The following is a 12,876-nucleotide window of genomic DNA, read 5'->3' as shown; positions in this document are numbered from 1 at the left end:
TGCGAACGCAACCCCGTGACGTGGCTGGGCTCGACCGAGTAGAACGAGGTGATGACCTCCCCGCTCATCCTCGGTCCGATGCTCCGCCATGTCGGCGAGACCACCGCCACGATCTGGGTCGAGACGGAGGGCGCCGCGACCGTGCGCGTGCGCGCCGGCGGCCGGAGCTGGCAGGCGCGCACCTTCGCGGTGCACGACCACCACTACGCGCTCGTCGAACTCGACGGGCTCGAACCCGGCGCCGTGCTGCCCTACGAGGTCGACGTCGACGGCGGGCGCGCCTGGCCGGAAGGCGATTCCGAGTACCCGGCATCCGTCGTCGCGACGTGGGAGCCCGGCCGGCGGCTGCGTCTCGCCTACGGATCGTGCCGGACGAGCGTGCCGCACGACCTCGAGGGCAATCTCACGCACGGCGTCGACGCCATGCGCGCCTTCGCGCTCGCGCTCGCCGAGGGGTACGCCGGGCGGCCGGACCTGATGATGTTCCTCGGCGACCAGGTCTACGCGGACATCACCTCGGACGAGATGCAGGAGTTCATCCGGAACAAGCGCGACATCGACGAGGAGCCGGGTGAGGAGCTGAAGGACTACGAGGAGTACGCCCACCTGTACCGGCTCGCGTGGTCCGACCCGGCCAACCGCTGGCTGCTCTCGACGGTGCCGACCGCGATGATCTTCGACGACCACGACGTCCGCGACGACTGGAACGCGTCGCACGACTGGAAGCAGAAGATGGAGGCGACGTCGTGGTGGCACGGCCGCATCGTCGCGGGGCTCGGCTCGTACTGGGTGTACCAGCACCTCGGCAACCTCACGCCCGAGGAGCGTGCCGACGACGAGCTGTGGCAGCGGATCGCCGGGCACGACGGAGATGACGAGCTCGACCTGACCGACGAGGTCGACGCATTCGCCGACCGCAGCGACCGTGAGCCGACGAGCGTCAGGTGGAGCTACACGCGCGACTTCGACGACATCCGCCTCGTCGTCGTCGACTCGCGCGCCGCGCGCGAGCTGGACCCGGACGCCCGTGGTCTGCTCGACGCGGAGGAGCTCGAGTGGTTCGACGCGCAGCTGCGCGGCGGATTCCGGCACGTGCTCATCGCGACCTCGCTCCCGTACCTGCTGCCGATGGGACTGCACAACGTGGAGGCGTGGGACGAGGCGATCTCGCAGGGCGCCTGGGGCCGGCGGCCCGCGCGCGTCGGCGAGGTGCTCCGGCAGGCCGTCGACCTCGAGCACTGGGGGGCATGGCAGGACACGTTCCAGAAGGTCGCGCGGATGGTCCGGGAGCTCGCCGCAGGCGAGCGCGGGCCGGCCCCGCAGAACGTGCTGTTCCTCGCGGGCGACGTGCACTACTCCTACCTCGCCCAGGTCGACCGCGACGACGTTCCGGGGGCGCGGATCCTGCAGGCGGTCTGCTCGCCCATCCGCAACCCGCTGCCGCGCGTCATGCGCTGGTTCTCGGTCGTGATGTCGTACGGCGCGGCGACGCCGATCGGCCGGCTCGCCGCGCGGTCGGCCAAGGTGCCCGACGCGCCGTTCCGCTGGCGCACCGTCAAGGGGCCGTGGTTCGCGAACAACCTCGCGATGCTCCTGGACGCGCCCGACGAGCTCCGGCTGACGTGGCACACGGGCGTGGTCGAGGACGGCGACCAGGACCATCCGCACCTCGAGCAGGTCGCCGACGTGCGAGTGCCCGCGGACCCTCGCGCCCGGGTGACGTCGGGCTGACGACGCGGTGCGGCCGGCTCAGGCCGCGGACTCGCGGGCGCGGCCGGCGAACGCGGCCCGGACCTCGTCGTGCGGCAGCGCGACGTTCGCGTGCCCGTCGCGGCCGACCATGTCGCGCGCCGCGACGAGCGCGTTGGCCACGGCCTCCTCGGTCGCCTGGACGACCGCCTCGAAGTACGGGTCGATGCGGCCCCACGGCACGAACCGAGCGGTCTCGTAGGGGTCGTCGCCGGGCTCGCTCGTGGGCATGCTCGAGGTGAACGCGCCGGGGTTCCCGGTCGAGCAGGCGAGGAAGATGTCGCCCGAGAAGTGGCTGCCGGCGGTGCCGGTGCGCGCGAGGCCGAGCGGCACGCGGCGTGCGAGCGCCTCGCACTGGCCCGGCAGGAGCGGGGCGTCGGTGACGACGATCCCGATCACGCTGCCCGCGCCGGCGCGAGCCCGCGCCCGGTGGCCGTCGCGGATGAACCACTCGAGGTCCTCGTACGGGTTCGGCGCCGCGCTCGAACGGCCGAGCGGCGCGCCCGCCAGGCGGAGCTCATCGCGGCTGCCGAAGTTCGCCTGGAGGAACACGCCGACCGTGTGCGTCTCCGCGCCGAGCCGGACCACGCGCGAGGCCGTGCCCGAGCCGCCTTTGAACCCGTAGCAGTTCATGCCCGTTCCGCCGCCGACGTTGCCCTCGGCGATCGGGCCGCTCGCGGCCGACTCGATGGCGAGGATCGCGTGCTCTGGGCGCACGTGGCCGGCGTTGATCTGGTTGAGGTAGCCGTCCCAGGTCTCGCCGACGACCGGCAGCATCCATTCGGCGGCCAGCTCCGGATGCGCCCGCTGCGCCCAGCGGTCGATGCCGGTGTGCACCGCGCCGACCGCGTGGCTGTTCGTGATGCCGATGGGCAGCGTGAGCGAGCCCGACTCCTCGATCCAGCTGCGGCCGGTGAGCTCGCCGTTGCCGTTCAGCGAGTGGACGCCGGCGGCGCACGGGACGCCGGCGCCGTCGCGCCCGCGGGGGAGGATGGCCGTCACCCCGGTGCGCGCGACGACCTCGTCGCCGGGGGCGCCCTCGACGATCGTCGCGTAGCCGACCTCGACGCCGGGGACGTCGGTGATCGCGTTCCACCGGCCGGGCGCGCCGTCGAACGGCACGCCGAGGTCTCGGGCGCGGGTGGGATGCTGCGGCGTGGTGGTCATCATCGACTCCAGAACTCGAACAATCGTTCAGTTTCAACGACTTCAAACGATAACAGGCTTGACAGAATGCGTCGAGCAGAAGTTGAATGCATGTTCAGGTTCTGACCCCGACGAGCGCCGCGGCGCGTGAGGAGACTTGCAATGACGCAACAGATCCCCGAGACGATCGACGCCGGTTCGCCGCCGGCGCCCGATCGGGACGCCCCCGGCCGGCTCGCCGGCGGCCGCCTGCGCGTGTGGGACATCGTGTTCTTCGTGGTGTCCGCGGCCGCCCCGCTGACCGTCGTCGCGAGCGCCGCACCCACCGCCATGCGACTCGGCGGCGTCGGTGCGGCCGGCGCGCTGCTGGTCTGCGGCGTGATCCTGATCTTCTTCGCGATCGGCTTCACCGCCATGTCGCGCCACGTCCGCAACACCGGGGCCTTCTACGCCTACGCCGCGCGGGGCCTCGGCAAGCCGGCCGGCATCGGCACCGCGCTCGCCGCCCTGTTCGCGTACATCGTGCTGTCGGTGAGCTTCTACGGCTTCCTCGGATTCTTCGCCCAGCTCACCGTTGCCGGCCTGTTCGGGCTCGACCTGCCGTGGCCGATCTGGTCGCTCATCGCGGCCGCATGCGTCGCGTTCCTCGGCTACCGGAAGGTGGACGTCGGCGCCAAGGTGCTCGCCGTCCTGCTCACGGCCGAGGTCGGAATCCTGCTCGTGCTCTCGATCGCGGTGCTCGCGAACGGCGGCCCCGAGCCCTGGAGCGCGGCGCCGTTCTCGCCGGAGGCCGTCTTCCTCGCCCCCGGTGTCGCCGCACTGTTCGTCATGGGCTTCGGCGCCTACATGGGCTTCGAGGGCACGGCGATCTACGCCGAGGAGGCGAAGAACCCGTCGCGCACGGTGCCGCTCGCCACGTACATCGCCATCGGCTTCCTCGCCGTCTTCTACGCCTTCACGTTCTGGATGATCACCGTGGCCTTCGGGGTCGAGGGCGTCATCGGGCTGGTCTCGAGCGACGACTTCGAGTCGACGGTGTTCATCGCGGGCGACCAGTACCTCGGCGCCTGGGCCGGCACCGTCCTGCAGGTGCTCATCGTCACGAGCTTCTTCGCCTGCCTCCTGGCCTTCCACAACGCGTCGAGCCGGTACGCCTACTCGCTCGCCCGCGAGGGCCTCCTCCCGAAGCGGCTCGCCCGCACGCACCCGACCAGCAAGGCACCCCACGTCGCGAGCACGACGATCGCCGTGATCGCGGTGGTCGCCATCCTCATCGGCTGGGGCACTGGCGCCGACCCGATCCTGCAACTCGGCATCTGGTCGTACGGCGCCGGCGTCGCGGGCCTCGTGTTCGCGCAATCCGTCGCGGCCGTCTCGGTCATCGGGTTCTTCGCCCGCGATCGGCGCGGCTACGGCCGGTTCCGCATGGTCGTTGCGCCCGTCATCGGTGCGGCCGGCCTGATCGGCGGATTCCTGCTGATCGTGCTCAACTTCGAGTACGTCACGGGTCTGGACCCGGTGGCCAACGCACTGCTCATCCTGCCCACCCCGGTGCTGTTCCTGGCCGGTATCGTGTGGGGACTGGTCATCCGCCGCCGCAACCCGGCGCAGTACGCCGCACTGGCGGAGACGACCGCCGAATGACCCCGGAACGGTGACGTGAAGCAGTCCACCAAGCAGGCGCAGCGTCGCGACGCACTCGTCGCGGCGCTGCGCCGCGTCGCCGGGGAGCGCGGCATCCTGCAGGCCAACGTGCGCACCGTGGCCGCGGAGGCCGAGGTCAGTGCCGGCAGCGTGCTCTACTACTTCCCGACGTTCGACGACCTCGTCGCCGCCGCGGTCGAGGGGGTGCTCGAGGAGTTCTACGAGCGCCGCCGTCGGATCGCCGAGGAGGTCGCCGACCCCCGCGAGCGGCTCCGGGCGATGATCGAGGCGGGCATCCCCGACGACATCAGCGACGACCTGCGGATCGTCTACGAGAGCGTCGCGCTGCTGCCCGAGCGCCCGCAGCTGCGTCCGCTGCACCGGTCGATCGTCGAGCGCCAGGTGATGCTGTACCGCACGACCCTCGAGATCGGGGCGGGGGTCGGCGCGTTCCGCCCGCGCATGCCCGTCGCGGCCATCGCGCGGAACCTCGTCGCGCTCGAGGACTCGTACGACCTCTACCCGCTGCTCGGGCTCGGGCTCGACCGGGCCGAGTGCCGGCGGGCCGTGCTCGACTACGCGGCGCTCGCGCTCGACTGCGAGCTCTGACCCGGACCCGAACGGGCGGTGCTGCCGGTCTCGCTCACCGGGCGATGAAGAGCTTGCGGAGCGACTCGGTGACGGTCCACACGGTCGACATGCCCGCCTCGAGGCGCACGATCGAGCCGGGCCGGAGCTCGATCGACGGCAGCGCCGGCTCGACGAACTCGACCGTCGCGTGTCCCGCGATCACGAGGAAGACCTCGTCGACCTCGATGTCGCGCATCGCGCCGGGCGTCATCTCCCAGACGCCGAGCTCGCCCGCGCGCCCGCCGTCGGCGGGCTCGTCGAGCGGGGCGTACCCGGTCGAGGGCGACCCGGACACGACCTGCTCGGCGGGAACAGGTTCGTGCGCGAGCGCGAGGCTCGCGGCATCCGTCATCGCCCCTGCGGCGAGGCGCGCGAGCGCCGGCTCGGGCGCGCTCACGAGTCGAACCCGAGGCCGAGGGCGTCGAGGGTCTTCAGCAGCATGTTGCGTCGTCCTCCGTCGTGGTCGGCGCGGTCCAGCGACCAGCGCGTGGCGTTGATGCCGAGGGATGCCGCGGGCTCCGGCGGGAACGGCAGGGGCCGCGTCTTCACCATCTTCAGGCGTGTGCGCTCGGTGTCGCGGCCCGCGAGCAGGTCGAGCATGGTCTCGGCCATGAAGCGCGTCGACGCGACGCCCAGCCCGGTGAAGCCGGACGCGTAGGCGACGCGGCCGTCGCGCGCGAGGCCGGTGAACGCCGTGAACTGCGTCGACGTGTCGATCGCGCCCGCCCACCGGTGCGTGAAGCGGAGCCCCTCGAGCTGCGGGTAGGTCGTGAAGAAGTGGCTCGCGAGCTTCTCGAAGCTCTCGGGGCGGTTCTCGTAGGCGTCGCGGATACGGCCGCCGAAGTGGTAGATCGCGTCGTAGCCGCCGTAGAGGATCCGCCCGTCACGGGTCATCCGCGAGTAGTGGAACTGGTTGGCCATGTCGCCGACGCCCTGGCGGTTCGCCCAGCCGATCGAGGCGCGCTGCTCGTCGGAGAGCGGCTCGGTCATGAGCACGTAGTCGTACACGGGCACGGTCATGAGGCGGTTGCGCTTCAGCAGCGACGGGAAGACGTTCGTCGCGAGCACCGCGCGGGTCGCGTCGACGCGGCCGTGCTCGGTGACGAGCTGGACCGCGCCGGTCGAGCCGGGGGTGTCGAGGCGGGTCACGGGGGAGTCCTCGAAGATCTCGACGCCCGCCTCCTCTGCGACGCGCGCGAGCTCGGCCGAGAGCTTCGCCGGGTGCAGGATGGCGCTGGTGCGCGTGTTCCAGATGGCGCCGAGGTAGGTGGGGGAATCGACCTCGTCGCGCACCTGGTGCTCGTCGAGCAGCTTCACGCTGTCGTCGCCGCGGGACGCGGCATCCGCCGCCATCTCGTGCAGCCACTCGACCTGGTGCGGCTCGATCGCGACGTCGAGGGCGCCGTTGCGCTCGAACTCGAAGTCCATGCCGAACTCGGCCTCGGCGGCCTCGATCGCGTCGAGGTTCGCCAGGCCCAGGCGGTCGAGCTCGTCCATCTCGGCGGGCCAGCGCGAGAGGCCGTTCTCGCGGCCGTGCGTGAGGCTCGCCTCGCAGAAGCCGCCGTTGCGGCCGGATGCCGCCCAGCCGATCCGCTTGGCCTCGAGCAGGACGACGTGCAGGTCGGGGTTCGCGCGCTTGGCGAGCACCGCCGTCCAGAGGCCGGTGTAGCCGCCGCCGACGACGGCGAGGTCGGCGACGATCGTGCCGTTCAGGCGGGCGCGGGTGCGCTTGGCCTCGTCGGCGAGGTCGTCCAGCCAGAACACGCGATGCGCGGTGTCGGCCAGGCTGCGGTCGATGACTGATGCCGCGGGGCGGCGGCGTTCGAAGACGGTCGTTCCCATGGGTGGGATCACTCCAAGTCGGTCTGGTGCCTCCATCCTGCCGCATATTGCACAAGTGGACAATAGGCAGATCGTCAGGATGCTCCAGTTCGACCGGACAGCCCGCCTGGCCCTCACGCATGCCTGTGGATGAAGGACCCTCGTGTCGGTGGCGTGGGACAGGATCGACCGCATGCCCGCAGTGCCGCCCGCTCCTCCCGTGCCGCCGCCCGCCCCCGACCTGCTCGAGTTCGACGCCGACCTCTCCGGTCCCGAGCTCGACCTCGAGCAGTGGATCCCGCACTACCTGCCCCAGTGGTCGAGCCGCGAACGCACGCGGGCCCGATACGACGTGGCCGACGGCGTGCTGCGGCTTCGGGTCGACGCCGACCAGCCGTCGTGGTCGGTCGAGTACGACGGGTCGACGCAGGTGTCGAACCTGCAGACCGCGGTGCGGTCGGGGCCTGTCGGCTCGGTGGCGGGTCAGCATCCCTTCCGCGACGACCTCGTGGTGCGAGAGGCGCAGGGCGACCGGCGGCTGTTCACCCCGTGCTTCGGCCGCGTCGAGATCGTCGCCGCGATCGACGGCATCGACGAGCACGCCATGGCCGCCCTCTGGATGATCGGGGTGGAGGAGGAGCCGTCGCAGTCCGCTGAGATCTGCGTCTTCGAGATCTTCGGACGCGACATCGCCGACGACGGCAGTGCGCTCGTCGGCATGGGCGTGCACCCGTTCAACGACCCCGCCATCACCGACGACTTCGAGCAGGTGCGCGTGCACGACGACGTGCGCGAGCCGCACCGCTACGCGGTCGACTGGCGGCCCGACGAGGTGGTGTTCTCGATCGACGGTCTCGTCCGCAAGCGCGTCGCACAGTCGCCGCAGTACCCGATGCAGCTCATGCTGAACGTCTACGCGTTCCCGCCCGAGCCGCCCGCGGTCCCCGCCTACCCGGAGTCGTTCGCGGTGCACGCGGTGCGCGGGTACCGGGCCGAGTGAGGCCGATCGGCCTTCCCTCGCTCGAGGCGACGGCGCCGCGCTTTCACTCGGCGAGCAACGCGTCGAGTCGTGCGGCGAGTGCGTCGGCATCGACGCCGTGCCAGCCGCCGGGCTCGCGCCAGAGGGCAGCGCCGACCCGCTGGGCGAGTTCGTCGCTCATGCTGGTGATCTCCTCAGGCGAGCCGTCGCTGACGATGAGATGGATCGGCGCTCGGTCCGGAGCGAGTGCGTCGGCGTCGACGAGGGCGAGGTCGAGGTCCACGAGAAGCGTGGGCGCGATCCGCACCAGGTCATCCCAGGCCGGCGATGCGACGAGATCGTCCACGATCTCCGGGGGAACCCCCGTCGCATCGTAGAACGTGAGCACCGCGGCGGCCGGTTCGCCCGAGCCGATCGCGGCCTCGATCCGTTCGCGGAGACCTGAGTCGTCGGGTTCGAGGTCGACCGCGGGCTCCAGGAGGGTGATGATGCGCGTACGGAGTCGAGTCGCGGCGTGAAGGACGAGTGCGCCTCCGGACGAGAACCCGATCACGACATCGGCGCCGCCGAGGTGCGTCACGAGCGCCACCAGGTCCTCGATCTCGGCTGCCGGTGACATGTCGATCCCGGGCCGGCTGCGCCCGCGACCGCGGCGGTCGTAGGTCACCACCTCGAAGCGATCGGCCAGGCGGTCGATGGCGGGTTGCAGCGGACGCATGGCGGCCGACCCGAGGGCCGGATCGACCCACACCACCCGAGGCCCGGTCCCGTCGACACGGTAGTGGATTCGTTGGCCGGCGCGGTCGAGCGTGGCATCCATGAGGCGATCCCAATCTGTACTGATGAGTACAATCTGTGAGAACTGTACTCTGGAGTACATGGCGGTCACAACCTCATCGATGCGCAAGCGACTCGCGATCATGGATGCGGCCAAGCAGAGCTTCCTGGCCGTCGGGTTCACCGACACCAACCTCGACGACGTCGCGGCGACGGCCGGGGTGTCGAAGATGACCGTCTACAGTCACTTCTCCTCCAAGCAGAACCTGTTCGTCGCGATCATGAACGATGTGATCGACGTGCGGTCGGCGGACGGGCATCGGCTCGAGGTCGGATCCTCTCCCGCGGACTTCGGGGCGACACTCACGGCGATCGCCACCGAGCTGGTCGAGACCGTGCGGGACCCCGAGGTCGTCGGGTTCCGCCGTGTGCTCGTGCAGGAACAGTCGCGGCATCCGGGCCTCGCCGCCGCATGGCGGAAGGCGACGGTCGTCGCGACCACCGCCGAGCTCGAACAGTTCTTCGCGTCGGCGCGGCGGCAGGGGTTCCTCGTCCGGCGAGTCGAGCCGCGAGCCGTCGCGTCCCAATTCCTGTGGATGCTGATCGGCGAGGAGCTCGACCGAGCACTCCTGGATCCAGGGCACGACACGGTCACGCCGGCGGTACGCGCGCGGGAGGTCGTGGCGACCGTGCTCGGCGCGTACGCGGCATCCGTCACGGACTGACGTGTCGCAGGGCTCGCTCGATCTCGATGAGGGTCATGAAGCTGCGGCGCATCTCGCGGGTCGACGCGAAGTTCAGCACGATGTCGGCGTCGTGCACCGGGTCGTGGAACACGTGCGTCGCGAGCACGCCGATGTGGCCGGTCGGGCGCGGGAGGCCGGCGAGGAACGGCGAGAACCCGCCGTAGCGGAGCTGCATCATGCCCGCGCCGTAGTGGATGCCGGGTCGGAAGCGGTTCCGCGGCTCGGCGAGGTGCGCGAGCGTGTCCGGCGCGACCAGGGTTCCGTCGTGCAGCGCGCGGCTGAATGAGAGCAGGTCGTCGGGCGTGCTCACGATGCCGCCTCCGGCCCAGTCGCAGCTGAGGCTCGTGAAGCGGCTCGCCTCGACGCGACCGAGCCGGAGCGGCGCGATGACCGGACGGGTCGGAGCCGCACTGCGGCCGCCGACCGCCGTCGCCGTCGCACGGTCGCGCTCTGGCGCCGAGTGGAAGAGCAGCGCGCTGTCGAGCATGCCCAGCGGACGGAAGACGCGCTCGTGCAGCACGTCGTGGAAGGCCTGACCGGTCGTCTCCTCGACGATGCGGCCGAGCAGCACGAAGCCGGTGTCCGAGTAGCGGAAGCGCTCGCCCGGCCGGCCGACCGGGTGCTGGCGCTCACGGCTGAACGCCAGCAGGTCCGCAGGCGTCCAGGGTCGGTCCGGCTCGGCGATCACCAGGTCGCGCATCCGCGACCCGCTCGCGACCGGCCCGTCGAAGTAGTCGGCCACGCCGGCGGTGTGCGACAGCAGGTCGTCGACGGTCGCGCCGCCCGCGGCATCCGTCGTCTCGGTCGCCTCGAAGAGGCCGGCCACCACCTCGCTGGAGAGCAGGTCGGCAACGGGGGTGTCGAAGGCGAACGCCCCCTCTTCGACCAGCTGCGCGACGAGTGTCGTCGTCGCGAGCTTGCCGACGCTCGCGACGTGGAACCGCGCGGCATCGCCGGAGCGGAAGTCGACGCCGAGAGCAGGCGCCCGCACGGCGACCTGGGGCGCCCCGAGTTCGCCCCTGCGTCGCGTCACGCGTTCGAGGTGCCGGTCCAGGCGTGTGGCGAACGACTCCGTCGGGCTCATCTGCGAGAATCCTCCCGTCTCGATTCGTGATATCACGATTAGTGATATCACGAGTAGGAATATACTTCGATCGCGCGTCGCCGACAAGGTCGTCGTGCGAACGACGGATGTCGCGGAGGGAGCACCGGGTGGGGAACGTGATCCTCGGGCTGCTCATGCTGCTCGGCCCGCAGACGCTGTACTCGCTGAACACGCAGTTCCAGCGGGGGCCGTCGCTGTTCTACCGGGCGAGCTTCGGCAGCCTGCAGAGCGCGCTGCGCGGACTCGTCGCGTCGGGGTACGTGACCGTGCGCGAGGCCACGGAGTCGGGTCGCAACAAGAAGATCCACACCATCACCGACGACGGCGTCGCGGCCTTCCACGACTGGATCCGCTCGCCGCTCGCGGGGGGCGACCTCGAGGTGGCGGCGCTCAGCCGGCTCTTCCTGCTCGGCCTCGTCGATGACGCCGACGAGCGCCGCGACATCCTCGACCACATCGTCGCGGAGGTCGCGCGCGAGCTCGCGCGCCTCGAGGAGTTCGCTGTCGCGCTCGACGAGCAAGCCGACGCAGTGCCCGAGGAGTACCGCGACGTGTTCCGCTACCAGCGCGCGACGCTCGACTACGGGCTCATGGCGCATCGCGCCGGCCTCGCCTGGTTCCGCGAGCTCGCCGCCGACGGGCGCTGAACGGCGCCGGCAACCGCTCATACCCCTGTGCATGAAGATCCGGCCGACAGGGCTCCGAACCCCGGATTCTCATGCGCAATGACGGGGAACCGGTCAGGCGCGCGGCGCGTGCGCCTCGAGGAACTGGTACACCTCGGTCTGGTCGACACCCGGGAAGGTGCCCGTGGGCAGGGCGGCGAGGAGCGAGGTCGGGGTGCGGGCGGCCGGCCACGAGGCATCCGCCCACTTGCCCGCCAGCTCGTCGGGCGCCCGGCGGCAGCACGACTCGTCGGGGCAGCGCGACACCGCACGATGCGGTGTCTCCCGGCCGCGGAACCACTTCACGTGCTCGAACGGCACGCCGACCGACACCGAGTACTCGCCCTCCTTTGCCTTCTCGATGCGCGACGTGCACCAGAAGGTGCCCGACGTCGTGTCGGTGTACTGGTACCAGGGGCTGAAGCGGTCCTCGACGTCGAACACCGTTCGGGCCGTCCAGTTGCGGCAGACCGTCGTGCCCTCGACCGCGCCGAGCGCGTCGGAGGGGAAGCGCACCGAGTCGTTCTCGTAGGCCTTGATGATGGTGCCCGACTCGTGCACCTTCATGAAGTGCACGGGGATGTCGAGGCGCGCCGTTGCGAGGTTCGTGAACCGGTGCGCGGCCGTCTCGTACGAGACCGCGAAGTGGTCGCGGAGCTCCTCCATCGAGATGCGGCGCAGGTTCTTCGCCTCCGTCAGGTAGCGGACGGCGGCCTGCTCTGGAAGCAGGATCGCGGCCGTGAGGTAGTTCGTCTCGATGCGCTGGCGGAGGAAGTCGCCGTAGTTGCCGGGCTCCTCGTGGCCGAGCAGGTGGCTCGCGAGCGCCTGCAGGATCGGCGAGCGCGAGTCGCGCGAGGGCGACTGCTGGGTCGGCAGGTAGATGCGTCCGTTGCGCTTGTCGGTCACCGAGCGCGTCGAGTGCGGCAGGTCGCCGACGTAGTGCAGCGAGTAGCCGAGGTGGCTCGCCATGTCGGCGACCAGCTGGTGGGAGACCGGGCCGCCCGCGTGGCCGACGGCCTCGAGGAGCTCGGCCGCCTTCGCCTCGAGCTCGGGGTAGAAGTTGTCACGCGCACGCATCTCGGCGCGCAGCTGGGCGTTGGCCCGGCGCGCCTCCTCCGGGGTCGCTGCACGTTCGCGGTGCAGGCGGTCGATCTCGTTGTGCAGCGCGAGGATCGTACCGAGCGTCTGGTCGCTCATGGTCTTCGCGACGCGGAAGGGCTCGAGACCGAGCGCGGAGAACACCGGGCCGCGCTGTGCGCGCTCCACGGCGATCTCGAGTGCGGCCCGCTCGGACGGGGCATCCGGGCGCAGCAGTTCGTCGGCCGTCGTGCCGAGGGCCAGGGCGATGGTGCGGAGCATCGAGAGCCGCGGCTCGCGCTTGCCGTTCTCGATCGCACTGACCTGCGACGGGGCGCGGTCGATCGCCGCGGCGAGCTGGCCGAGGGTCATGCCGGCAGCGAGGCGGCGCTCGCGGATGCGGCGGCCGAGCGTCAGCGCGTCGACCTCGTCGGGCCCGGGCTCGGGCGGAGCACCGACCACGCCGACGCCTCGGGAGGGCGCGGCGGCGTACGCGGCGTGCGGGGCCGAGATGCGAGCGGGATCGACGGTGACCAT

The 12,876-nt window shown here is 71.1% G+C and carries 12 protein-coding genes; 6 read left to right on the top strand and 6 right to left on the bottom strand.

Annotation, left to right across the window (positions count from 1 at the left end):
- The first annotated feature begins 51 nt into the window (after positions 1 to 51).
- On the top strand, positions 52 to 1,731 hold the full coding sequence (locus tag GLX25_RS09135) for an alkaline phosphatase D family protein (protein WP_155842190.1): 1,680 nt from the start codon (positions 52 to 54) through the stop codon (positions 1,729 to 1,731).
- A gap of 18 nt (positions 1,732 to 1,749) precedes the next feature.
- Here GLX25_RS09135 and GLX25_RS09130 read toward each other — a convergent pair whose 3' ends face one another.
- Positions 1,750 to 2,916 carry a DmpA family aminopeptidase gene (locus GLX25_RS09130; protein WP_240898263.1) on the bottom strand — a complete coding sequence of 389 codons (1,167 nt, stop codon included), beginning with the start codon at positions 2,914 to 2,916 and terminating at the stop codon, positions 1,750 to 1,752.
- 141 nt (positions 2,917 to 3,057) lie between these two features.
- Between GLX25_RS09130 and GLX25_RS09125 the strand changes: the two genes are divergently transcribed.
- Both GLX25_RS09125 and GLX25_RS09120 read left to right on the top strand, forming a co-directional pair.
- Positions 3,058 to 4,539 carry an APC family permease gene (locus tag GLX25_RS09125; protein ID WP_155842188.1) on the top strand — a complete coding sequence of 494 codons (1,482 nt, stop codon included), beginning with the start codon at positions 3,058 to 3,060 and terminating at the stop codon, positions 4,537 to 4,539.
- 15 nt (positions 4,540 to 4,554) lie between these two features.
- The gene (locus GLX25_RS09120; protein ID WP_166548645.1) at positions 4,555 to 5,148 is read left to right on the top strand and encodes a TetR/AcrR family transcriptional regulator; all 594 of its coding nucleotides are present in this window, start codon (positions 4,555 to 4,557) and stop codon (positions 5,146 to 5,148) included.
- A gap of 34 nt (positions 5,149 to 5,182) precedes the next feature.
- On the opposite strand, the gene GLX25_RS09115 is transcribed toward GLX25_RS09120, so the two are convergent.
- Both GLX25_RS09115 and GLX25_RS09110 read right to left on the bottom strand, forming a co-directional pair.
- Positions 5,183 to 5,566 carry a cupin domain-containing protein gene (locus GLX25_RS09115; RefSeq protein ID WP_271192521.1) on the bottom strand — a complete coding sequence of 128 codons (384 nt, stop codon included), beginning with the start codon at positions 5,564 to 5,566 and terminating at the stop codon, positions 5,183 to 5,185.
- Positions 5,563 to 7,011, bottom strand: coding sequence for an NAD(P)/FAD-dependent oxidoreductase (locus tag GLX25_RS09110; protein WP_155842187.1), 1,449 nt, complete (start codon positions 7,009 to 7,011; stop codon positions 5,563 to 5,565). The genes GLX25_RS09115 and GLX25_RS09110 overlap by 4 nt, the downstream gene beginning before the upstream one ends.
- A gap of 172 nt (positions 7,012 to 7,183) precedes the next feature.
- Here GLX25_RS09110 and GLX25_RS09105 point away from each other — a divergent pair, with 172 nt between their 5' ends.
- Positions 7,184 to 7,990: a glycoside hydrolase family 16 protein gene (locus tag GLX25_RS09105; protein WP_155842186.1), complete on the top strand. Its 807-nt coding sequence runs from the start codon at positions 7,184 to 7,186 to the stop codon at positions 7,988 to 7,990.
- A 43-nt stretch (positions 7,991 to 8,033) separates the two neighbouring features.
- On the opposite strand, the gene GLX25_RS09100 is transcribed toward GLX25_RS09105, so the two are convergent.
- Positions 8,034 to 8,930 (bottom strand): alpha/beta fold hydrolase, encoded by an 897-nt coding sequence (locus GLX25_RS09100; RefSeq protein WP_155842185.1) that lies wholly within the window; start codon positions 8,928 to 8,930, stop codon positions 8,034 to 8,036.
- Between GLX25_RS09100 and GLX25_RS09095 the strand changes: the two genes are divergently transcribed.
- A complete protein-coding gene (locus GLX25_RS09095; RefSeq protein ID WP_166548644.1) occupies positions 8,890 to 9,471 on the top strand; it encodes a TetR/AcrR family transcriptional regulator in 582 nt (193 codons plus the stop codon). The genes GLX25_RS09100 and GLX25_RS09095 overlap by 41 nt on opposite strands.
- Here the strand turns inward: GLX25_RS09095 and GLX25_RS09090 are convergent.
- Entirely contained in the window at positions 9,461 to 10,576 is a 1,116-nt protein-coding gene (locus tag GLX25_RS09090) for a serine hydrolase domain-containing protein (RefSeq protein WP_155842183.1), read from the bottom strand. The two genes, GLX25_RS09095 and GLX25_RS09090, sit on opposite strands and share 11 nt — an antisense overlap.
- Positions 10,577 to 10,704: 128 nt before the next feature.
- Between GLX25_RS09090 and GLX25_RS09085 the strand changes: the two genes are divergently transcribed.
- A complete protein-coding gene (locus GLX25_RS09085) occupies positions 10,705 to 11,244 on the top strand; it encodes a PadR family transcriptional regulator (protein ID WP_166548643.1) in 540 nt (179 codons plus the stop codon).
- Between the two features lie 93 nt (positions 11,245 to 11,337).
- On the opposite strand, the gene GLX25_RS09080 is transcribed toward GLX25_RS09085, so the two are convergent.
- Positions 11,338 to 12,876 (bottom strand): helix-turn-helix transcriptional regulator, encoded by a 1,539-nt coding sequence (locus tag GLX25_RS09080; RefSeq protein ID WP_155842181.1) that lies wholly within the window; start codon positions 12,874 to 12,876, stop codon positions 11,338 to 11,340.

The sequence above is a fragment of the Agromyces luteolus genome, assembly GCF_009729855.1.
Classification (GTDB): domain Bacteria; phylum Actinomycetota; class Actinomycetes; order Actinomycetales; family Microbacteriaceae; genus Agromyces; species Agromyces luteolus.
This window is presented reverse-complemented; position numbering and strand designations above follow the sequence as displayed.